The organism is Amycolatopsis sp. NPDC051045, assembly GCF_040682955.1.
Lineage (GTDB): Bacteria > Actinomycetota > Actinomycetes > Mycobacteriales > Pseudonocardiaceae > Amycolatopsis.
In genome coordinates, this window is the sequence record NZ_JBFBCC010000010.1 from 222,269 (window position 1) to 241,516 (window position 19,248).

Below are 19,248 nucleotides of genomic sequence, written 5' to 3' on the forward strand. Positions count from 1 at the left end.
GACCCCTCAGGTCAGAGCGGCGGTGCCCACCGCGTGCGCGACGGCGGCGGCGTAGCGGCGGGCGAGGCGCTTGCCCTCGCCCCAGTCGAAGACGCCGAGCTTGAGCACCGTCATGATCGTCAGCGTCGAGCCTCCGTTGACCGGCGACACCGTCACGTTGACGTGCTGCCCCCAGCTCAGGAGGGAAATCCCGGTGCGGCAGGTGGCGAACCCGCGGGGCCCGTCGTAGACCGGCTGCTTCCCGCGGATCGCCGCGACCCCGGCCGGGAGCGCGTTCCAGAGCACTTGGGGCGGCACCGGGAAGGTCTGTTGCACAGTTGTCACGGCCGGGACACTACCGGCGGCCCGACGTGCCGGTAACCGTGTTTTACCCCCACCGCGGTGGACGCCGATGAGCCCGACGGCGTAGCTGTCGCCGTCCGGGAGGCCGACGACCAGCTCGTCCGAAGGCCACCCGGCGAGCCACAGCCGGCGCCGGTCCACCAGCTCGGCGGCGACGTCGGCAGGCGCCGCGGGCAGGTGGAACTTGATCCGCACGTCCCCCGGCAGCACCGCCCAGCCGTCGACCGGCTCGCCCGGCCGCACGTCGAGCGCCGCGGCCGCGACCGGCGTCCAGGCACCGCTCGCCAGGCACCGCGCCGGGCCGGCCAGGTCGGACCGCCACCCGGCCAGGCCGAGCACGACCAGCACCGCCGGGATCGGCAAGACCCAGGGCAGCCAGCCGCCGGTGACGAGGATGGTCGCGACCTCGATGCCGAGGAAGAGCACGCCGGCCACCCACACCGTCGCGGTGGCGAACGCGAGCCGTCGCCACAGGGCCGCTCGCCGCGTCGCCGGCCGCTTCGGCCGGAGCCGGACCAGCCCGAACAGCGTCGCGCCGAGGAAGATCGCGACGAACAGCGCGGCGTACCAGACGTCACGGCCGTGGGGCGGGTGTTCGACGAGCCCGGCCACGATCGCGGCGGCCACCAGGAGCCACAGCACCACGAAGGCGACCACCTTCACGCCGCGACGGCCGCCCGGGCCCGCCTCGCCGGTCGCCCACCACGGCACGCGGCGGACGAAGACCAGCGCCAGCGTCACCGCGAACCCGACTGGCAGCCCGATCGCGGTCGTACCCGTCCAGCCTTCGATCGCGAGGTGCGCCGCGGCCACCACGGCGAACCACGCGAAGAAGCGCCAGCGAGGTCGATCGGTCATCGGTTCCACATGTCGGACACCGCCCCACCTCTGTTACCAGCCACATCCCGACCTGAGAGACTGGCCACATGACCGACGCTGAGTTGACCATCCCCGCCGACCTCAAGCCGGCCGACGGCCGCTTCGGCTGCGGCCCGTCGAAGGTCCGCGCCGAGCAGCTGAGTGCGCTGGCGGAGTCCGGCTCCACCTACCTCGGCACGTCGCACCGGCAGAAGCCGGTCAAGTCCCTCGTCGGGCGCGTCCGTGCGGGCCTGTCCGAGCTGTTCTCCCTGCCCGAGGGCTACGAGGTGATCCTCGGCAACGGCGGCACCACGGCGTTCTGGGACGCGGCCGCGTTCGGCCTGGTCCGCGAGCGCGCGCAGCACTTCACCTACGGCGAGTTCTCCTCGAAGTTCGCCACCGTGACCAAGGGTGCGCCGTTCCTGGCCGACCCGATCGTCGTCAAGGCCGAGCCGGGCAGCGCGCCGGACATCGCCTACGAAGCCGGCGCCGACCTGGTCGGCTGGGCGCACAACGAGACGTCCACCGGGGTCGCCGTGCCGGTCCGCCGCCCCGAAGGCAGCGAAGGCGCTCTGGTCGCGATCGACGCCACCTCCGGCGCCGGCGGCCTCCCGGTCAAGGCCGAGGACTTCGACGTCTACTACTTCGCGCCGCAGAAGTCCTTCGCCGCGGACGGCGGGCTGTGGATCGCCCTCGCCTCGCCCGCCGCGGTCGAGCGGATCGGCGAGATCGGCGGCGGCGACCGCTGGATCCCCGAGTTCCTGTCGCTGACCACCGCGCTGGACAACTCCCGCAAGGACCAGACGTACAACACCCCGGCCGTCGCCACGCTGTTCCTGCTCGCCGAGCAGATCGAGTGGATGAACGGCCAGGGCGGCCTCGAGTGGACGACCGCGCGGACGAAGGACTCCTCGTCGCGGCTGTACGAATGGGCCGAGAAGACGAGCTACACGACGCCGTTCGTGAAGGACCCGGACCTGCGCTCGCAGGTCGTCGGCACGGTCGACTTCAGCGACGAGGTCGACGCCGCCGCGGTCGCGAAGGTGCTGCGCGCCAACGGGATCGTCGACACCGAGCCGTACCGCAAGCTGGGCCGCAACCAGCTGCGCGTCGGCCTGTTCCCGGCGATCGACCCGGACGACGTCTCGAAGCTCACCCAGGCCATCGAGTACGTCGTCGACCGCCTGTCCTGATCACAAGTCCGTGAATGCCACCTTGAGGGTCTTTACGTCCCTCAAGGTGGCATTCACGGCTTTCAGGCGAGGGGCGGCGAAGGCGGCGAGGAGCAGCAGCGCGAAGCCGTACAGCTCGTAGGACTCCGTCGCCAGCCACCAGCCCACGGACGGCGCCGGACGCGGGGCGAACCACATCGGGCCGACGATGAACAGCACCAGGCCCGTCACCACGACGGCCCCGGACCACCAGGCCACGAGGCGGTCGCTTCGCCAGGCTCGGAAGCCGTAGTACCCGGCCAGCACCAGGAACGGCACGCACCACGTCCAGTGGTGGGTCCACGAGATCGGCGACACCAGCAGCCCGCCGAGCGCGCACGCGGTGAGCGCGAGCACGGGTTCCGCGGCCCGCACGATGACCACCGCCACCACGGCCATCACGGCGACGGCGGCCAGCAGCCACCCGATGTTGCCCGCGGTCTCCGCCAGCCCGGTCCGCGTCACCAGCCCCTTCAGCGACTGGTTGCCGACGTAGTCGACGCCGCCGATGCGGCCCGCGTCGAAGACGAGCTTGGTCCAGTACGTGACCGACGCCGACGGCCGGATCAGCCACAGCAACGCCCCGGCCGCCACGAACCCGCCCACCACGCGTGCGGCCGAGCGGAAGTCGCGGCGGAACAGGAAGTACACGACGAAGACGGCCGGGGTCAGCTTGATCGCCGCGGCCACGCCGATCAGCAGCCCCTTCGTCCGCTTGCGCTCGCCGGGCAGCAGGACGTCGAGCACCACCAGCACCATGAGCAGCGCGTTGATCTGCCCGAAACCCAGCGTCGAGCGCACCGGCTCGAGCAGAGCGCCGGCGAGCTGCGCGCCGATGGCGACCAACGCGGCCACGGCGCGGCCGTGGACCTTCGAAGCGTCGGTGAGAGAACCGTTGAGCGTCGCGACGTAGAGGTAGGCGACGACGCCGGTCGCGAGGATCGACGCGACGCTGACCAGCTTCATCGTCACGGCGAACGGCAGCAGCGTGCCGGGCAGGAACACCGCCGCGGCGAACGGCGTGTACGTGAACGGCAGCAGAATCCGGTGCGTGGTCGGCACCCAGGCGTCGTACGGCGAGCCGTGCTCGGCCAGCGCCTTCGCGCCGCCCAGGTAGACCTCCAGGTCGAGGCCGTCGAACCGCTTCAGCACGAGAACCAGGGCGACGGCGGCGACCTCGAGCACGGCGAGCGACCACGCCAGCTTCCGCGCTGACTGTGACCAAGGCTTCGCCCCAAGCCCCCGGAAAAGCCCAGTGAGCACGCATCCCCCTCGAACCAGGTCTCAGACCGGCCGAGATTACCGGGCCGTCAGCAGCAGCCGTGCACCGGCAACCGCACTGACCTGGCGTTCGCCGCATCCATCGGCCGGTTCGCGGCGGCCTCGGCGTCGGCCAGCATCCGGTCGAGCGCGGCGCGGTCGAGGACGCGGCCCGCGGTGACGACGGTGTTGATCCGCCGGACCGCGCGGATGTCGGCGAGCGGGTCGGCGTCGAGCAGCACCAGGTCGGCGACCTTGCCCGGGGCGATCGTGCCGGCGCTGTCCGCCCGGCCGAGGAACGCGGCCGCGTCGCGGGTCACCGCCTGCAGCGCCCGCCGCGGGCCGAGCCCGGCCTCGACCAGGAAGTCGAGCTCGTCGTGCAGGCTGAACCCAGGGAAGACGTACGGGTTCTGGCAGTCGGTCCCGCCGAGAATCCCGACGCCGGCGCGGTGCGCCTCCCCGACGAGCCGCAGCTGCGCCTGGAAGTAGGCCTCCTGCTGGGCGATCTGCTCGGGGGTGACCGGGGTGAACAACGGCAGCCGGTCGGCCCAGAGGTCGCGGATGTCCTGCGAGACGTACTTGAGCCGGGGGTCGTGCGCGAACGCGTCGGCCGGCCGCGAAATGACCCGGTTGACCGTGAAGGTCGGGCTCAGCCAGCTGTCGTAGGCGTCGAGGCCCGCGAAGTGGCGGGCGGCCGTGGCGGGGTCGTAGGCCTGCGCGGCCTGCCGGTCGAGTTCGCGGGCCAGGTTGAAGAAGCCGCGCGGGGCGTTCGGGTCGAACGGCGTCGCGTCGAGGCGGGCGAGGAACTCGTCCCGGCGGCTCGACGTCGCGATCGGCAGCCCGAAGAGGTGTTCGAAGCTGCGCTGCCCGGCCCGGGCGGCGTCGAGCTGGCGGAGCCGGTAGGGCCAGTGCCCGGCGAAGGGCAGGCCGTGGCGGTGGCATTCGTCGGCGATCGCGGCGAACGCGTCCTTCGGCAGGTAGAAGTACACCTTGACGAAGTCCGAGCGCTGAGCGATGGCGGTCCGGACCGCGGCCCGTGCCTCCGCGGCGTTCGCGACCTTGGTGACCGGCGGGCCGAGCAGGGACACCGGGCCGTCGATGATCGCGCTGGCCAGCACGACCCGCGGGCCCAGCAGCTCACCGCGGGCGATCTTGTCGCGGGTGACGCGGTTCTCGTCGTACCCCTGCATCTCGCGGATGCCGGTGACGCCGTTGGCCAGGAACAGCGGCGGCCACAGCTGTTCGTAGTCGATGCCGTGGGCGTGCATGTCCCACAGGCCCGGGACGAGGTAGCGGCCGCGCCCGTCGACGACCCGGGCGCTCCCGCAGCGCGGCACCTCGGCGGCCGGGCCGACCCAGGCGATCCGGTCCCCGACCAGCACGACGGCGGAGTGCGGGCGGGCCGGGCCGTCGGTGCCGTCGACGACGGTCGCCCCGGTCACCACCACCACGTCGGTGCCGGCGGCCGCGGCCTCCTGCGCGAAGACCGCGGGAGCGATCCCGGCGGCGGCCAGGCCCGCTCCCGCCGTCGTCAGCCACCGCAGGAACTCGCGCCGGTTCGCCTCGACTCGCAGCACCGCGGCCCGCCTTTCGATCGGCTCCCTCCGGTCAATCCAACACCCCACCGAGCGAGTGAGAAATCTTCCAATGTGCTGAATGCCGGGTGACGAGTAATTCGCCACCCGGCATCCCGTGCACTTTCAGGCCAGCGCCTGCGTGGGCGCCAGCCGAGCCGCCCGCACCGCCGGGTAGGCCCCCGCCACCGCCCCGACCAGCGCCGCGACGCCCACCCCGCCGGCGAGCGCCGCCGTCGGCAGCACCGCGGGCCACCCCTGGCTCAGCGCGTACCCCGCCGTCACCAGCACCCCGGCCAGCACCCCCGCCAGCCCGCCGAGCCCGGACAGCAGCACCGACTCGGCCAGGAACTGGCCGCGGATCTGCCGCTTCGTCGCCCCGAGCGCACGGCGCAGGCCGATCTCGCGCCGCCGCTCCAGTACCGAGATCACCATCGTGTTCGCCACCCCGACGCCGCCGACGAGCAGCGCGACGCCACCGAGGCCGAGGAACAGCGCGCTGTAGGTGGTGTCCGTCAGCTTCTGCGCCGCGAGGGCGTCCGACGGGCGGCGCACCTGGACCTCGTTCGGCGCCTGCGGGTTCAGCGTCCCGGCCAGCACCGACCGCACTCCGTCCACTTGGGACTCTTCGGCGCGGACGTACACAGTGGACGGATGGCCGTCGAAGCCGAGCAACCGCTTCGCGACGTCCCACCCGACCAGCGCCGAGCGCTCGACCTCCGGGGCGAGCGGCATCGGCGCGAGGATGCCCACCACGGTGAACCACTGCGTCCCGATCAGCACCTGCGGCGGGCGGGCCGGGTCACAGTTGCTCTTCGGGGGGTCCGGGTGGCCGAGCCCCGGGCCCGGGGCGAAGCCCCGGATGTCACAGTGGTCGATGCCGAGCCGGGCCGCGGCCTGGGAACCGAGCACCGTCACCGGGTAGTCCTGGTTGCCCCGTGCGAGGAAACTGCCGGTCCGCACCTTGCCGCCCAGCACGCCGAGCAGATCCGGCCGCGCCGCGTACACGGTGAGCCCGGACGTGTCGTCCGGTGCGATCTTGTCGCTGCGGCGGACGCTCGCCGACGTCGTCCCGGTGCCGGCGGCCGCCCGCACCGGACCGATCCGCCGCGCCATCGCGACCGCGTCGTCCGGCAGCGTCGCGTCGTCGCCGAACAGCGTCTGCCCCGGCCCGGCGGTGAGCAGGTTGGGGCCCAGCGCGGCCAGCCGGTCGTGCAGGGCCTGCGCGCCGGACGCCGGGATCGCCAGCACCGCCACCATCGCGGCGACACCGATCGCGATGCCCAGCGCGGAAAGCACCGCGCGCACCGGCCGGGTGCGCATGCCGTGGGCGCCGAGCGCGACGACGTCCGGCGGCGCGAGCCGGGCGGGTTCCGGCAGCGCGACCTTCACCGGCGCGGTCACCACGCACCCACCAGGCCGGTGTCCAGCCGCAGGCGCCCGTCGAGCAGTTCGATCCGGCGGGGCATGCCCGCCGCGATCTCCCGGTCGTGGGTGATCACGACGATCGTGGTGCCACCGGTGGACAGCTCGCCGAGCAGCGCGAGCACGGAGGCGCCGGTGCCGGTGTCGAGGTTGCCGGTCGGCTCGTCGGCGAGCAGGATCGCCGGGTCGTTGACCACCGCCCTGGCGATCGCGACGCGCTGGCGTTCGCCGCCGGAGAGCTCGCCGGGACGGTGCCACGCCCGGTGCCCGAGCTTGACCCGGTCGAGCGCCGCCAAGGCCCGCGCGCGCCGCCGTCGCCGCGGCACCCCGGCGTAGAGCAGGCCGGTGCACACGTTGTCCACCGCACTCATCCCTTCGTCGAGGAAGAACTGCTGGAACACGAACCCGATCCAGCGCGAGCGCAGCGCCGAGACCTTGCGGTCGGGCAGCGCGGCGACGTCGTGGCCGCGCAGCTCCACCCGGCCCGACGACGGCCGGTCGAGCGTGCCCATCAGGTGCAGCAAGGTGGACTTGCCGGACCCGGACGGCCCGACGATCGCCACCATCTCGCCGTCCTCCAGCGAAAGCGAGACGCCGTCGAGCGCGGCGACCCCGCCGGGGTAGGTGCGCGTGACCTCGTGCACGCGCAGCACGGGCGTCACGACGTCGTCACCACCCGCATGCCCGCGGCCAGGCCGGTGCCGGTGACCTCGACCTTGCCGCCGCTGAACAGTCCCGTTTTCACCGCGATGAGCCGGCGTTGGCCGTTCTCGTCGATCTCCACCGCGTACCCGCCTTCGGCGAGGGCGAGCAGTGCGCCGACCGGGACCGCGAGCACGCCCTGGTGGACGTCCTTCGTGAACCGGACGGTGGCCGGAGCCGAGTCGAGGCTGCCGCCTGCGGCCGGGTCGTCGAGCCCGACGGTCACGGTGATCTTGGGCTTGCCGTCGTCCTGGCCCGCCGGGTCCTTGCCTTCGACAGCGGTCCGTCCGACGTCGGTGATCGTGCCCCGCGTCGTCTTCCCGTTGATCGTCACGGACGCCTTCGCGCCCTGCTGGGCGAGGCCTTGCTTGGCCGCGTCGAGCTTCACCTGCACCGACCGGACGGTGCCGGTCGTCTTGAGCACCTCGCCCTGCGCGGGCGAACCGGGCTTGGCCGTCACCGCCGAGATCCGGAGTTCACCCGCGGCCAGCACGACGTCGCCCTGGCCGAACGCGCCGGTCTGGTCCAGCCCCATGGCCTTCTGCCACTTCTTGAGCGCGGCCGCCGTCGCCGCGGTGAACTTCTTGTCCGGCGTGCCGAACCCGCCGAAGCCGCACGCCTTGAGGTTCTCCTCCAGCTGCTTGACGTCCGCGCCGTCGTCCGCACCCGTGGCGAGGTCGCGGTAGAACGGCAACGTGCCGTAGAACAGCGGCACCGGCTTCGCGTCCACTCCGTACACCGGCTTGCAGCGGGTCAGGGTGGCACCGGCGGCAGGCAGCGACGTGATCGTGCCGGGCTTGCGGCCCTGGACGACCGACTCGTCGCCGTAGCCGAGGGTGCCGTCGGCCTCTTCTTCTTCGCTCAGGTCGGTCTTGACCACCTCGGCCGTCTCGACCGCGGGCGGCGCCGCTTCCTTGACGGGCGTCGCGCTCGACACCCGGGTCAGGACCACGACGGAGCCGGTGCCCAGCACCACGACGACGACCGCGGCGGCGATCAGCCAGCGGGCGCGGCCGCGACGGCGGGGTGGCCTGAGTTCGGTCACGTCGTTCACTTGGCGGCCTCGGAGTGGACGCTCATGCCGAGCCCGCACGCCTTCGCGGCGTCTTCGAACTTCTTCGGGTCGTCGCCCGGCCCGCCGATCCGCGTGGCGCCCTTGCCGCTCGGATCGGGATCCGGCATGTCGACGCCGTGCTCCCGCATGCACTTGGCTTCCTTGCGCATCTTGTCGAGTTCCTCGGCGCTCGGCGGCTTCATCTCGCCGCCGTTGGGCATCAGGTGCTTGCACGCGTTCTGCGCGGCGTCGAGCTTCCCGTGATCGGCGCCGTCGGCGCCCTGAATCGCGATCGACATGCCCTTTCCGTCACCCGCGGGTTTCGGGTCGGGCATGTCGACGCCGTGCTCGCGCATGCACTTGGCGAAGTCCCGCATCTTGTCCTCGTCGCTCTTGCCGCTGTTGTCGGCGGCGGCGGGGCCGCCCGTCTTCGACGGCGTCGAGAGCGAGGCGACCTTCGACCCGTCGTCGGTCTTCGCGCCGCAGCCCCCGAGCAGCAGGGCCGCCCCGAGTGCCGCGACGGCGATCCGTGTCCGCATGGCTCGATTCCTTTCGTCCGGATGGGTGCCAGGTCTACGGGCGGGGGAATTCGGGCGCGTTAAGCGACGTCGCTTATGCGGTCCTTATGGCCCGCCTGCGCAGACTGTGCGGGTGCGGGTGCTGGTGGTGGAGGACGAACGGCTGCTGGCCGACTCGGTCGCGGAGGGGCTGCGGCGGTTCTCGATGGCCGTCGACGTCTGCTACGACGGCGAGCAGGCCCTCGAACGCGTCGGCGTGCACGGCTACGACGTCGTGGTCCTCGACCGCGACCTGCCGAAGGTGCACGGCGACGACGTCTGCGCCGCCGTGGTCCGCTCCGGCGGCGAAGCGCGGGTGCTGATGCTGACCGCGGCCGCCGACGTCACCGACCGGGTCGCCGGCCTCGGCATCGGCGCCGACGACTACCTGACGAAGCCGTTCGCGTTCGCCGAGCTGGTCGCCCGGGTCCAGGCGCTGTCGCGGCGCGCGCGGCCCGCGCTGCCGCCGGTGCTGGAACGTGACGGTGTCGTGCTCGACCTGCCGCGGCACCAGGCCGCGCGTGACGGCCGGTTCCTGCTGCTCTCGCCGAAGGAGTTCGCCGTGCTGGAGGTGCTGATGCGGGCGGAAGGCACCGTGGTCAGCGCGGAGGACCTGCTGGAAAAGGCGTGGGACGAGCACGCCGACCCGTTCACGAACGCGGTGCGCGTCGCGGTGATGACACTCCGGCGCAAACTCGGCGACCCGCCGGTGATCCAGACCGTTCCGGGCACCGGCTACCGGTTCGGCACCCCGTGAACGGCTTCTCCGTCCGGACGAAGCTCACCGCCTGGTACGGCGCGCTGTTCCTGCTCGCCGGGCTGATCCTGGTCGTCATCAACTACCTGCTGGTGCAGAGCACGCTGCCGGACCCGGTCCGGTTCGCCTCGACGGCGGTCGCCGGCGACGCGGAGTACGGGGCCGCGCAGCGGCTGGACACCTTCTCCCCCGCTCCGGCGGTGCAACTGGTCAGCGGGTCGCTGGACGAGTACCGCTCCTCGACGCTGTCCACCCTGGTCGTCGGCTCGGCGATCGCGCTGGTGGCGACGGCGGCGCTGGCCGTGCTGTTCGGCTGGCTGATGGCGGGCCGGGCGCTGCGGCCGCTGCACGACATCACCTCGGCCGCGCGGCGGCTGGAAGCGGGCAAGCTCGACCGGCGGATCAACCTCGAAGGCCCGCCCGACGAGCTGAAGGAGCTGGCGGACACCTTCGACGGCATGCTCGACCGGCTGGCGGAGTCGTTCGACAGCCAGAAGCGGTTCGTCGCGAACGCGTCCCACGAGCTGCGGACGCCGCTCGCGGTGCAGCGGACGCTGATCGAGGTCGCGATGGCCGACCCCGAAGTGGCGCCCGAGGTGCGGAAACTCGGCACGCACCTGCTGCACACCAACGAGCGCAGCGAACGGATGATCGAAGGCCTGCTGATCCTCGCCCGCAGCGACCGGGGCCTGCACGCGCGGGCCCCGGTGCGGCTCGACGAGGTGGCCGCGTCGGTGGTCCGCGCGACGGCGGCTTCGGCGGCCGCGGCCGGGGTGAGGGTCGAGACGCGGCTGCGGCCGCGGGTGGTGGCGGGCGACCCGGTGCTGGTCGAACGGCTGGTGACGAACCTGGTGGTCAACGCGATCACGTACAACGCCTCGGGTGGCTGGGTCTACGTCGAGGTGCGCGGGGATCCGGCGCTGGAGGTGCGGAACTCGGGGCCGGTGGTGCCGCCGGAAGCGGTCCCGACGCTGTTCGAGCCGTTCCGCCGGGTCGGCGGGGCCGAGCGGACCGGCGACACGCGCAACGCGGGGCTGGGGTTGTCGATCGTCCGCTCGGTGGCGCAGGCCCACGGCGGAAGTGCCGAAGCCCAGCCCGGCCGGCGTGGCGGCCTGACCGTGACGGTCCGCCTCCCGGCTTCCTGATCCACTCGATCGTGACTTTGCGTGGTCGGCGTGTCACCCCTTTGCCGCCGACCTGGGCGGGTGATGATGCCGGAACGCAAAATGAACAGTGGGCAGTTCATTGCGGACTCGGCGCGCCTCGCACGTCAAGCCGACGCGCCGTTCTAACGTGGGCACCCACAACGGTGAAGAAGATCGGGGAGGCGAGAACAATGCGGGCGCTGCGAGTGGTCGGACTGCACGAGGACGGGAAGTCCATCGTGCTCGAAGACCCGGCGAGCCGTACTCGTTTCCTGCTCCCGGCTGATGAGCGACTGCGCGCGGCGGCGCGGGGTGACATCACCCGCCTCGGCCAGATCGAAATCGAGTTGGAGAGCCAGATGCGGCCACGCGAGATCCAGCAGCGCATCCGGGCCGGCGAGTCCGTCGAGCAGGTCGCCGCGAGCGCCGGTGTCTCGGCGCAGCGCGTCGAGCGCTACGCCTACCCCGTCCTGCTCGAGCGGTCCCGCACGGCCGAGCTGGCGCAGAGCGCCCACCCGGTCCGGGAGGACGGCCCCGACGTGCAGACGCTCGGCGAGGTCGTCGCGCACGGCTTCGGCGTCCGCGGCCACGACTACTCGCGGGCCACCTGGGACTCGTGGAAGGGCGACGACGGCCGCTGGGTCGTCGTGCTCCAGTGGAAGGCCGGGCGGTCGGACAACCGCGCGCACTGGGCGTTCGCGCCGGGTGCGCACGGCGGCACGGTCACGGCGCTGGACGAGAACGCCGAAGTCCTGCTGGACCCGAGCGCCTACCGCGCGCCGCGCACGGTCCGCGCCCTCGACCCGGCCCGCGATGCGGAGTTCCAGCCGACGCTGGACTCGGTGTCGCCGGAGCGCGCCGAGCTGCCGTCGGCCGAGCCGGACCCGGACGACGACACCCGCGAGATCCCCCGCGTCCCGGCGGACCCGGAAGAGGACGCCGCGGTGCCCGAACCACGGCCGAAGGCGAAGAAGAACCACCCGATCGTGCCGTCCTGGGAGGACGTGCTGCTCGGGGTCCGCTCCCAGCGCGGCTAGTCCCGACCGCCTCAAGGTCACCTTGGGGCGCTAGTCCACCAGCGCGGCGAGCGTCTTCGGCGCCACCAGCCGGTAGGCCTCGCGCACGATGCGGTCGACCTCCGCCCAGTCCACGTCGACGTCCAGCCGCACGCCCAGCCAGCCGCGGTGCCCGACGTACGGCGGCCGGAAGAACCGCCCGGGCTCGGTGCGCGCCAGCTCCTCCTGCACCCCGGGCGGTGCCGGGCACCAGAAGGCGAGCACGTCGTCGTGGTGGTGGTCGGCGAACATGACGAACGTCTTCTTGCCGCGGACGAACCACGTCGGCTCGCCGTGGCTGAGCCGCTCGCTCGTCTCCGGCAAGGCCAGGCACAACTTCCGCAATGCGTCCAGCTGCTCCATCCCGCCAGGCTACGATGTCACGCTGAGGGAGGGATCGATCATGCTGGGTGACCATCAGGCGTGGCTCGTCCGCTTCGGCGAGCTGAGATACCGCGCGTTCGGCGGCGCACCGGTGGTGGAGGTGGCGCCCGCGCAGTGGGGCCTGGACCCCACCACCATCCGGCAGGCCGCGCACTCGCGCCGGTACCGCGAAACCGCCCCGAGCCAAGCGGAGTCCCTGCGGTTCGAGTTCGCCCCCGGCGTCCTCCCGCCGCCGTTCGACCGCGGCCCGGGCACGGACGCCGACCGCCGCCGGCTCGAGAAGCTGCTCACCGGGCAGGACCAGTTTTGGGCCAGCTCACGAAAGCTGCGGCTCGGCCGCGACGACATCGGCAAAGGCGCGGCGGCAGCCGGGATGACCGTGGTGGCCGAAGCCGCCGACTCGACCGACCGGCTCCTGCTGCTGCGGCGTGCGGGGCTGCCCGACGAGGAGCTGCGGCCGCGCACGGCCAGACGCCGGCTCAGCCTGGGTGCGGTCCACGGCCTGGCTCTGGTGCTCGGCCTCGCCGCGCTCGGCGTGGGCACCTGGTTCGCGGCCACGGCCCAGCAGAAGTGGCCGGTCCTGCTGATCCCGGTCGCGGTGGTCGCCGTGGTCGCGGCGCAGTTCGTGATCCGCGCGGTCGCCGGCCGGTCGCCGCGCATGCCGTGGCTGGACGAGCCGTTCGACGGCAGCCCCCAGGTGATCGTGTCGCCGCCGCCGTCGGTGTCCGCCGAACTGCTCGGCGAAGTCGCTTCGCGCTACGGCTACTTCCACGCCGGCCAATACCACTCAGGCCGCAACAGCCGCAGCCTGTTGTTCCGGAAAACCCGTCCCGGCTTGGTCTTCGGCAGCCCGGCGCCACGGGTCCCGCCGTCCTTCGAGATCCCGGCCGGGTCGCCGGATCGGGAGCAGTGGCTGCGCAACCACCTCGACGGCCGTGACGAGCTGTGGGTGAGCGTCCGGCACGCGAAGCTGACACCGGCCCGCATCGTCGACATAGCGAGCAGCGAGGGGCTGTCTCCCGTCGCGGAATTCGCCGACCGCACCGACCGGATCCTGCTGCTGCGCCACGATGCACCGGTCACCGCGCGGAAGTTCCGGATGTCGTTGGCGGGCTTCCTCGCCCCGGCGGTGTGGGCCGTGCTGTGCTTCGGCGGCAGCGCCCTCACGGCGGCGATCACCGGCGAGGTACGCATCTTCGCGATCGGCTTCGGCCTCACCGTGCTGGGTGTGCCGCCGCTGCTGTGGGTGCTGCGGGCGTTCCCCCGCTCGACGCGCGTCGGCTGGCTGGCCGGCGAGTTCAACGGCAACGCCAGCGTGACGTTCTTCTCCGGCCAGTTCGACGTCTCCCCCGAGTTGGTCCGCCAGATCGCCGGGTTCCACGGCTACTTCCTCCGCAGCCAGACCTCGACGGCGGCCCAGGGCACCCTCGTCACCTTCGCCAGATTCCGCTAGAAGGCGATCACCAGCACGCCGATCCACGCGATCACGACACCGCCCGCCGCGCCGTACGCGGCCCAGCGCAGGATCGGGGTGCGGCGGATCAGCCACAGCGACGGCGTGATCCCGGCCGTCACGATGACCGAGGCCACCAGCGCCAGCCAGCCGCTGGTCTCGCGGGCCAGCGTCGAGGCCAGCGCGAGCATGGCGACCACGACCACGGCCGCGATGAACGCCGACACCGTCAGCCCGGTCAGCCACGGGGTCGGCTCGCCGGGCGGCCCGGGCGGGCCGAGCACCGACCGGATGAAGCGGTGGCCCGGTTCGGTGGCCGGTGCGGGCGGCTCGACGACCGTGTCGGTCCCGGTCACCGGATCCACGAAGCGCACGGTCGTGCCCATCACCGAGGCCAGCCGGCCGGCCAGCTGGCGGCCGCGCTGCGAGACCACCGCGCCCGCCTCCGCCCCGGAATCGGCGGTGACCGCGGACGCCACGCGCGCCCACTCGTGCAGGGCCTGCGCCAGGTCGGCGCCGATCGCGAGCTTGTGCGGGTCCACCTCGCGCGCTTGCTCCCCGCCGGGGCCGGCCAGCACGGCGCGCTCGCCGCGGATCCGCAGCTCCATGGTGTCCCTTCTCGCCTCGGAGACCAAAACCTTAGCCGCCCCGGGCCAGTTCGTAGAAGGCGACAGCGGCGGCTGTGGCGATGTTCAGTGAATCGACTCCGGCCGGCATGGGTATCCGGACAGCGTGATCAGCCGCCGCCAGCGCCGTCTCGGTCAACCCCGGACCTTCGGCACCGAAGAGCAACGCCACCCGTCCCGGCGCGTGCTCACGCAGCGCGTGCAGCGGGACCGAACCCGGCCGCGGGGTGAACGCCGCGACCGCGAACCCGCGCGCACGGAGGTCGTCGAGCCCGCCCGGCCAGTCCGTCAGGTGCCCGAACGGCACGCGCAGGACGTGGCCCATCGACACGCGCACACTGCGCCGGTACAGCGGGTCGGAACAGCCGGGGCCGAGCAGCACGCCGCCGACGCCGAGCGCGGCCGCGTTGCGGAAGAGCGCGCCGAGGTTTTCGTGGTCCCCCACGCCTTCCAGCACCGCGATCGGACCGTCGCCGTCCACCACTTCGGAAACCGTCAGCGGTGCGGGCCGACCGGCGACGGCGAGGATCCCGCGGTTCAGGTGGAAACCGACCACCTCGGCCATCGTTTCCGCGGACGTGACGTACTGGGGCACGTCGAGCCCGGCCAGGTCGGCAGCCAGTTCGGCGAACCGCCGCTGAACGCCCAGCAGCGCTCGCACCGGGTAGCGGGACGCCAGCAGCCGGGCCACCACGACCGTGCCTTCGGCGATGACGAGCCCCCGGCCACCGGGCCGGTCGGGACGACGGTCCGCTGTGGACAGGTAGCGGAATTCGTCGACCCTCGGGTCGCCGGGATCGTCGATGTGGATCACACCCATCTACCCAGTCTGTCACCCGCTTGCCGGGGGCCTCACTGGTCCGAACGTCCACCGCCCGGTGGTACGAACGGGGCCAATTTGCTCTGGGTTAACCGTCCGTGACGGAGAGCACCAGTTTGGCCGCTAGCCCGGCTGCATCGCCTGTGTAACGGTTGTCCGCCGGGGCCTGAAACACGTCCTAGTCCACCGACGCAAAGCAGGGATGGTCATGGGGATGGACCTCGAGGCTCAGCCGTTCAACACGCTGGACCGAGGACGATACCGCCGCAAGGTGCAGCGTTGCCTGGACACGTTGGCCCGCATGCTCACCGACGGCAGCTTTTCGTTCCCCCGCAAGAACATCGGGCTCGAAGTCGAGCTGAACCTGGTCGACCACGAGCTGCGCCCGTCGATGACGAACACCGCGGTGCTCGAAGCGCTGGACGACCCGTCGTTCACCACCGAGCTGGGTCAGCACAACATCGAGCTGAACGTCCCGCCGCGGCCGCTGGCGGGCGATTCCGCTCTTCAGCTCGAAGACGACCTCCGCGCGTACCTCGACACCGCGGCGGCGAAGGCCCGCGACACCGGGTCATCGCTGGCCATGATCGGCATCCTGCCGACGTTGAAGCACGAGCACTTCGACCAGAAGTGGCTCACCAACAAAGCCCGCTACGCGACGCTGAACGACCAGATCTTCGCCGCGCGCGGGGAACGCACGGTGCTCGCCATGGAAGGCGCGCCGCTGCCGGGCCAGCAGCCCGAGCGCCTGCGCAGCTACGCGGAGTCGATCCTGCCGGAGGCCGCGTGCACCAGCGTGCAGCTGCACCTGCAGGTCGCGCCCGAAGAGTTCGCCGCGCACTGGAACGCGGCGCAGTGCCTGGCCGGGCTGCAGGTCGCGCTCGCGTCGAATTCGCCGTTCCTGCTCGGCAAGGCGCTGTGGCAGGAGACGCGGATCCCGCTGTTCCTGCAGGCGACCGACACCCGGCCGGAAGAGCTGAAGAACCAGGGCGTGCGGCCGCGGGTGTGGTTCGGCGAGCGCTGGATCACGTCGATCTTCGACCTGTTCGAGGAGAACGTCCGCTACTTCCCCGGCCTGCTCCCGGAAACCGACGCCGAGGACCCGATCGAGGCGCTCGACGCGGGCCAGGCGCCGAAGCTCACCGAGCTGCGCATGCACAACGGCACCATCTGGCGGTGGAACCGCCCGGTGTACGACGTCGTCGACGGCCTGCCGCACCTGCGCGTGGAGAACCGGGTGCTGCCGGCCGGGCCGACGGTCGTCGACACGGTGGCGAACGCGGCGTTCTTCTACGGCGCCCAGCGCGCCCTGGCCGACGCGGAGCGCCCGGTGTGGACCCAGATGTCGTTCCAGGCCGCCGAGGAGAACTTCTACGCGGGCGCGCGCCGGGGCTTCGACGGACAGCTGTACTGGCCGGGCATCGGCTGGATCCCGCCGGACGAGCTGGCGCTGCGCGTGCTGCTGCCGCTCGCCCACGAGGGGCTGCGCCGCTCCGACGTCTCCGACGAGGCCCGCGAGCGCTACCTCGGGATCATCGAACGCCGGTGCCTGGCGCGGCGCACCGGGGCGACCTGGCAGCGGGACTACGTCCTGCGGGCCCAGGAGCGCGGGCTGGACCGCGAGGCGGCGCTCAGTCTGATGCTGGGGCGCTACCTGGAGCTGTCGGAGTCGGGCGAACCGGTGCACACCTGGCCGGTGGCCGACTGAGGTTCGTCCCGCGGGAACCGGGCCGCGCCCGCTAGCCTGGGTGGATGCCGAAGATTCTCGGTGAGTCGCTGGAGGCGCACCGGCGCGAGGTGCGGGCCCGGGTCTTCGAAGTGCTGCGCGCGCAGCTCTACGAGCGCGGCTTCGACGCGATCACGCTCGCCGGGATCGCGTCGGCGGCCGGGCTGGGCCGGACCGCGCTGTACAACCACTTCCCCGACAAGGAAAGCCTGCTCGTCGCCTTCGTCGAGGACGAAGCGGCCCGGTACGTCACGCGGCTGACCGACGCCGTCGAAGCCCGGGCCGATCCGGTCGACCAGCTGGCCACCTTCGTGCGGCTGCAGCTGCGCGTGCTGGCCGAGTACCACATGCCGCCGGGCACGGCGCTCGCGTCGGCGCTGGCGCCCGCGGCGTACCGGCGGATCAGCGCGCACGCCGACCCGATCACCGACCGGCTCCGCGCGATCCTCGCCGGCGGCGTCGACCTGGGGCGCTGGCCCGCCGAGGACCCGGACGTCCTGATCCCGATGATCACCGCGGCGCTGGGCAACCGGACCCTCGTCGACGGGCCGGCCGACCAGCTGGAAGAAGTGGTCGAGGCGGCGGTGCGCTTCGTGCTGCGTGCGGTCGGCGCGGCGGTTTAGGTTGGCCTAACCAGCACCGATGCCCTACGATCTTTCTGACAGCGTGTCAGATCGATCGCCGGGAGGCCTGCCCATGTCGGTGACCACGGACGCCCGCCCCTTTTCGGCGACCTTGCGCGCGTCGACCCTCGAAGTCCACGACCGGGCGAACTACTCCACGTACATGCGCGCCCTGCTCGGCGGGGAGCTGACGCGGGACGGCTACACCCAGCTGGCGATCCAGTACTACTTCATCTACGGCGCGATCGAGGCGGCGAGCGACGCGATGGCCGGCCACCCGGTCGGCGGCGAATTCGTCTTCGACGAGCTGCGGCGGCTGCCGCTGCTCGAGCGCGACCTCGCCCACCTGGCCGGTCCGGACTGGCGCTCGGCGATCTCGCCGCTCGCTTCCACGGAGGCGTACGTCTCGCGGATCCGCGAAGCGTCGTCGTGGGCGGGCGGGTACGTCGCCCACCACTACACGCGCTACCTCGGCGACATCGCCGGCGGTCAGGTCATCCGGCGGGTGCTCGAGAAGAACTACGACGTCGCCGAGGCGGGCGCGCTGTTCTACCACTTCGACGGGATCGGCAGCGCGCCCCGCTTCCGCGACCAGTACCGCGCGAAGCTGGACAACGCGCCGTGGGACGACGCCGAGCGCGCCCGCGTGATCGACGAGACGCTGGTGGCGTTCGAATGCAACGTCGCCGTCTTCGACGAGCTGGCCCAGCGCCTCGACGAGTTCCGCGCCTGAATGATCGATCTCACAGCTCGTTGACCTCCAGTTAAGTCCAGGTAGCAGGCTCGGTTTCGAGTGGTGCGCCTCCGGGGTACGCCATTCACGAGCCGTCGTCTCAAGCTGTGACAACCGGGGCTCCGCCCCGGGCCGGGGGCTCCGCCACCCGGACCCCCAAATCAGTGTGACGACCACCCGCCCCCGCTCGCCGCAGAGGGCGGTGTGCTACTAGGTTCGATACCGGAAATCTTGTGTCGAAGACAGAAGGAGGGCCAATGGCCCGCTACGAGCTCCCCGATCTCGACTACGACTACAGCGCCCTGGCGCCGCACATCTCCGGCGAGATCAACGAGCTGCACCACAGCAAGCACCACGCGACCTACGTCAAGGGCGCGAACGACACGCTCGACAAGCTCGCCGAAGCCCGTGAGGCCGGCAACTTCGGTGACATCGTCGGCCTGCAGACCACGCTGGCCTTCCACCTGGCCGGCCACGCCAACCACGTCGTGTGGTGGAAGATCCTCTCGCCGGAAGGTGGCGACAAGCCGACCGGCGAGCTGGCCGCGGCGATCGACGAGGCGTTCGGCTCCTTCGACAAGTTCAAGGCGCAGTTCACCGCCGTCGCGACGACCATCCAGGGCAACGGCTGGGCCGCACTGTCCTGGGACCCGATCGGCAAGACGCTGATCACCCAGCAGCTGCGCGACCACCACAACAACCTGGTGCTGCCGACCACGCCGATCCTCCTGGTCGACGTCTGGGAGCACGCGTTCTACCTCGACTACAAGAACGTCAAGCCGAAGTACGTCGAGGCCCTGTGGAACATCTTCAACTGGGCCGAGATCAGCAAGCGTTTCGACAACGCCGTCGCCGGCGGCAACGGCCTGCTGCTCGGCTGAGCTTCTCGGCTGAACTTTCTCGGCTACGGGGTCCTTCTTCCGGGAAGGGCCCCGTTTTCGTC

19 protein-coding genes are annotated in these 19,248 nt (G+C 72.0%); 9 read left to right on the forward strand and 10 right to left on the reverse strand.

Annotated elements, in window-relative coordinates; translation table 11 throughout:
• Nucleotides 1-6 precede the first annotated feature (6 nt).
• Nucleotides 7-1,200 carry a hypothetical protein gene (locus tag AB0M80_RS24735; protein ID WP_364569146.1) on the reverse strand — a complete coding sequence of 398 codons (1,194 nt, stop codon included), beginning with the start codon at nt 1,198-1,200 and terminating at the stop codon, nt 7-9.
• A gap of 68 nt (nt 1,201-1,268) precedes the next feature.
• On the opposite strand from AB0M80_RS24735, the gene serC reads away from it, so the two are divergent.
• Complete coding sequence (gene serC, locus AB0M80_RS24740; RefSeq protein ID WP_364569149.1) at nt 1,269-2,393, forward strand: phosphoserine transaminase; 1,125 nt, start codon at nt 1,269-1,271, stop codon at nt 2,391-2,393.
• On the opposite strand, the gene AB0M80_RS24745 is transcribed toward serC, so the two are convergent.
• The 6 genes from AB0M80_RS24745 to AB0M80_RS24770 all read right to left on the reverse strand — a co-directional run bounded on the left by AB0M80_RS24745 (nt 2,394) and on the right by AB0M80_RS24770 (nt 8,965).
• Entirely contained in the window at nt 2,394-3,596 is a 1,203-nt protein-coding gene (locus tag AB0M80_RS24745; protein ID WP_364569152.1) for a glycosyltransferase 87 family protein, read from the reverse strand. It lies immediately after the preceding gene.
• A 125-nt stretch (nt 3,597-3,721) separates the two neighbouring features.
• On the reverse strand, nt 3,722-5,248 hold the full coding sequence (locus tag AB0M80_RS24750) for an amidohydrolase family protein (RefSeq protein WP_364569154.1): 1,527 nt from the start codon (nt 5,246-5,248) through the stop codon (nt 3,722-3,724).
• 123 nt (nt 5,249-5,371) lie between these two features.
• Nucleotides 5,372-6,649, reverse strand: a complete 1,278-nt coding sequence (locus AB0M80_RS24755; protein ID WP_364569157.1) for an ABC transporter permease — start codon at nt 6,647-6,649, stop codon at nt 5,372-5,374.
• On the reverse strand, nt 6,646-7,332 hold the full coding sequence (locus AB0M80_RS24760; protein WP_364569160.1) for an ABC transporter ATP-binding protein: 687 nt from the start codon (nt 7,330-7,332) through the stop codon (nt 6,646-6,648). Before AB0M80_RS24760 ends, AB0M80_RS24755 begins: the two co-directional genes overlap by 4 nt.
• Complete coding sequence (locus tag AB0M80_RS24765) at nt 7,329-8,426, reverse strand: peptidoglycan-binding protein (protein WP_364569163.1); 1,098 nt, start codon at nt 8,424-8,426, stop codon at nt 7,329-7,331. Before AB0M80_RS24765 ends, AB0M80_RS24760 begins: the two co-directional genes overlap by 4 nt.
• Nucleotides 8,423-8,965 carry a hypothetical protein gene (locus AB0M80_RS24770; RefSeq protein ID WP_364569166.1) on the reverse strand — a complete coding sequence of 181 codons (543 nt, stop codon included), beginning with the start codon at nt 8,963-8,965 and terminating at the stop codon, nt 8,423-8,425. The genes AB0M80_RS24765 and AB0M80_RS24770 overlap by 4 nt, the downstream gene beginning before the upstream one ends.
• A 112-nt stretch (nt 8,966-9,077) precedes the next feature.
• Between AB0M80_RS24770 and AB0M80_RS24775 the strand changes: the two genes are divergently transcribed.
• The 3 genes from AB0M80_RS24775 to sepH all read left to right on the forward strand — a co-directional run bounded on the left by AB0M80_RS24775 (nt 9,078) and on the right by sepH (nt 11,922).
• Nucleotides 9,078-9,740, forward strand: a complete 663-nt coding sequence (locus tag AB0M80_RS24775) for a response regulator transcription factor (RefSeq protein ID WP_364569168.1) — start codon at nt 9,078-9,080, stop codon at nt 9,738-9,740.
• Complete coding sequence (locus AB0M80_RS24780; RefSeq protein ID WP_364569171.1) at nt 9,737-10,885, forward strand: ATP-binding protein; 1,149 nt, start codon at nt 9,737-9,739, stop codon at nt 10,883-10,885. The genes AB0M80_RS24775 and AB0M80_RS24780 overlap by 4 nt, the downstream gene beginning before the upstream one ends.
• 191 nt (nt 10,886-11,076) lie before the next feature.
• Nucleotides 11,077-11,922: a septation protein SepH gene (gene sepH, locus AB0M80_RS24785; RefSeq protein ID WP_364569174.1), complete on the forward strand. Its 846-nt coding sequence runs from the start codon at nt 11,077-11,079 to the stop codon at nt 11,920-11,922.
• A 30-nt stretch (nt 11,923-11,952) separates the two neighbouring features.
• Here the strand turns inward: sepH and AB0M80_RS24790 are convergent, their stop codons facing one another.
• On the reverse strand, nt 11,953-12,303 hold the full coding sequence (locus AB0M80_RS24790; protein WP_364569177.1) for an MmcQ/YjbR family DNA-binding protein: 351 nt from the start codon (nt 12,301-12,303) through the stop codon (nt 11,953-11,955).
• A gap of 40 nt (nt 12,304-12,343) precedes the next feature.
• Here AB0M80_RS24790 and AB0M80_RS24795 point away from each other — a divergent pair, with 40 nt between their 5' ends.
• Nucleotides 12,344-13,777 carry a hypothetical protein gene (locus AB0M80_RS24795; RefSeq protein ID WP_364569179.1) on the forward strand — a complete coding sequence of 478 codons (1,434 nt, stop codon included), beginning with the start codon at nt 12,344-12,346 and terminating at the stop codon, nt 13,775-13,777.
• Here AB0M80_RS24795 and AB0M80_RS24800 read toward each other — a convergent pair.
• The gene (locus AB0M80_RS24800; protein ID WP_364569182.1) at nt 13,774-14,385 is read right to left on the reverse strand and encodes a DUF2537 domain-containing protein; all 612 of its coding nucleotides are present in this window, start codon (nt 14,383-14,385) and stop codon (nt 13,774-13,776) included. The two genes, AB0M80_RS24795 and AB0M80_RS24800, sit on opposite strands and share 4 nt — an antisense overlap.
• Before the next feature lie 31 nt (nt 14,386-14,416).
• Nucleotides 14,417-15,223 carry an RNA methyltransferase gene (locus tag AB0M80_RS24805; RefSeq protein ID WP_364569185.1) on the reverse strand — a complete coding sequence of 269 codons (807 nt, stop codon included), beginning with the start codon at nt 15,221-15,223 and terminating at the stop codon, nt 14,417-14,419.
• Nucleotides 15,224-15,431: 208 nt separating this feature from the next.
• Here AB0M80_RS24805 and AB0M80_RS24810 point away from each other — a divergent pair, with 208 nt between their 5' ends.
• The 4 genes from AB0M80_RS24810 to AB0M80_RS24825 all read left to right on the forward strand — a co-directional run bounded on the left by AB0M80_RS24810 (nt 15,432) and on the right by AB0M80_RS24825 (nt 19,186).
• Nucleotides 15,432-16,931, forward strand: a complete 1,500-nt coding sequence (locus AB0M80_RS24810) for a glutamate--cysteine ligase (protein ID WP_364569187.1) — start codon at nt 15,432-15,434, stop codon at nt 16,929-16,931.
• Nucleotides 16,932-16,975: 44 nt separating this feature from the next.
• Nucleotides 16,976-17,572, forward strand: coding sequence for a TetR/AcrR family transcriptional regulator (locus tag AB0M80_RS24815; protein ID WP_364569190.1), 597 nt, complete (start codon nt 16,976-16,978; stop codon nt 17,570-17,572).
• 73 nt (nt 17,573-17,645) lie between these two features.
• On the forward strand, nt 17,646-18,305 hold the full coding sequence (locus tag AB0M80_RS24820; RefSeq protein ID WP_364569193.1) for a biliverdin-producing heme oxygenase: 660 nt from the start codon (nt 17,646-17,648) through the stop codon (nt 18,303-18,305).
• Nucleotides 18,306-18,562: 257 nt separating this feature from the next.
• Nucleotides 18,563-19,186 carry a superoxide dismutase gene (locus AB0M80_RS24825; RefSeq protein ID WP_364569196.1) on the forward strand — a complete coding sequence of 208 codons (624 nt, stop codon included), beginning with the start codon at nt 18,563-18,565 and terminating at the stop codon, nt 19,184-19,186.
• Nucleotides 19,187-19,248: the final 62 nt, after the last annotated feature.

Coding starts and splice junctions, on each gene's coding strand:
- AB0M80_RS24735 (WP_364569146.1), bottom strand. CDS start 1,200: ATGACCGATCGACCTCGCTGGCGCTTCTTCGCGTGGTTCGCCGTGGTG.
- serC (WP_364569149.1), top strand. CDS start 1,269: ATGACCGACGCTGAGTTGACCATCCCCGCCGACCTCAAGCCGGCCGAC.
- AB0M80_RS24770 (WP_364569166.1), bottom strand. CDS start 8,965: ATGCGGACACGGATCGCCGTCGCGGCACTCGGGGCGGCCCTGCTGCTC.
- sepH (WP_364569174.1), top strand. CDS start 11,077: ATGCGGGCGCTGCGAGTGGTCGGACTGCACGAGGACGGGAAGTCCATC.
- AB0M80_RS24790 (WP_364569177.1), bottom strand. CDS start 12,303: ATGGAGCAGCTGGACGCATTGCGGAAGTTGTGCCTGGCCTTGCCGGAG.
- AB0M80_RS24795 (WP_364569179.1), top strand. CDS start 12,344: ATGCTGGGTGACCATCAGGCGTGGCTCGTCCGCTTCGGCGAGCTGAGA.
- AB0M80_RS24800 (WP_364569182.1), bottom strand. CDS start 14,385: ATGGAGCTGCGGATCCGCGGCGAGCGCGCCGTGCTGGCCGGCCCCGGC.
- AB0M80_RS24805 (WP_364569185.1), bottom strand. CDS start 15,223: ATGGGTGTGATCCACATCGACGATCCCGGCGACCCGAGGGTCGACGAA.
- AB0M80_RS24810 (WP_364569187.1), top strand. CDS start 15,432: ATGGGGATGGACCTCGAGGCTCAGCCGTTCAACACGCTGGACCGAGGA.
- AB0M80_RS24815 (WP_364569190.1), top strand. CDS start 16,976: ATGCCGAAGATTCTCGGTGAGTCGCTGGAGGCGCACCGGCGCGAGGTG.
- AB0M80_RS24820 (WP_364569193.1), top strand. CDS start 17,646: ATGTCGGTGACCACGGACGCCCGCCCCTTTTCGGCGACCTTGCGCGCG.
- AB0M80_RS24825 (WP_364569196.1), top strand. CDS start 18,563: ATGGCCCGCTACGAGCTCCCCGATCTCGACTACGACTACAGCGCCCTG.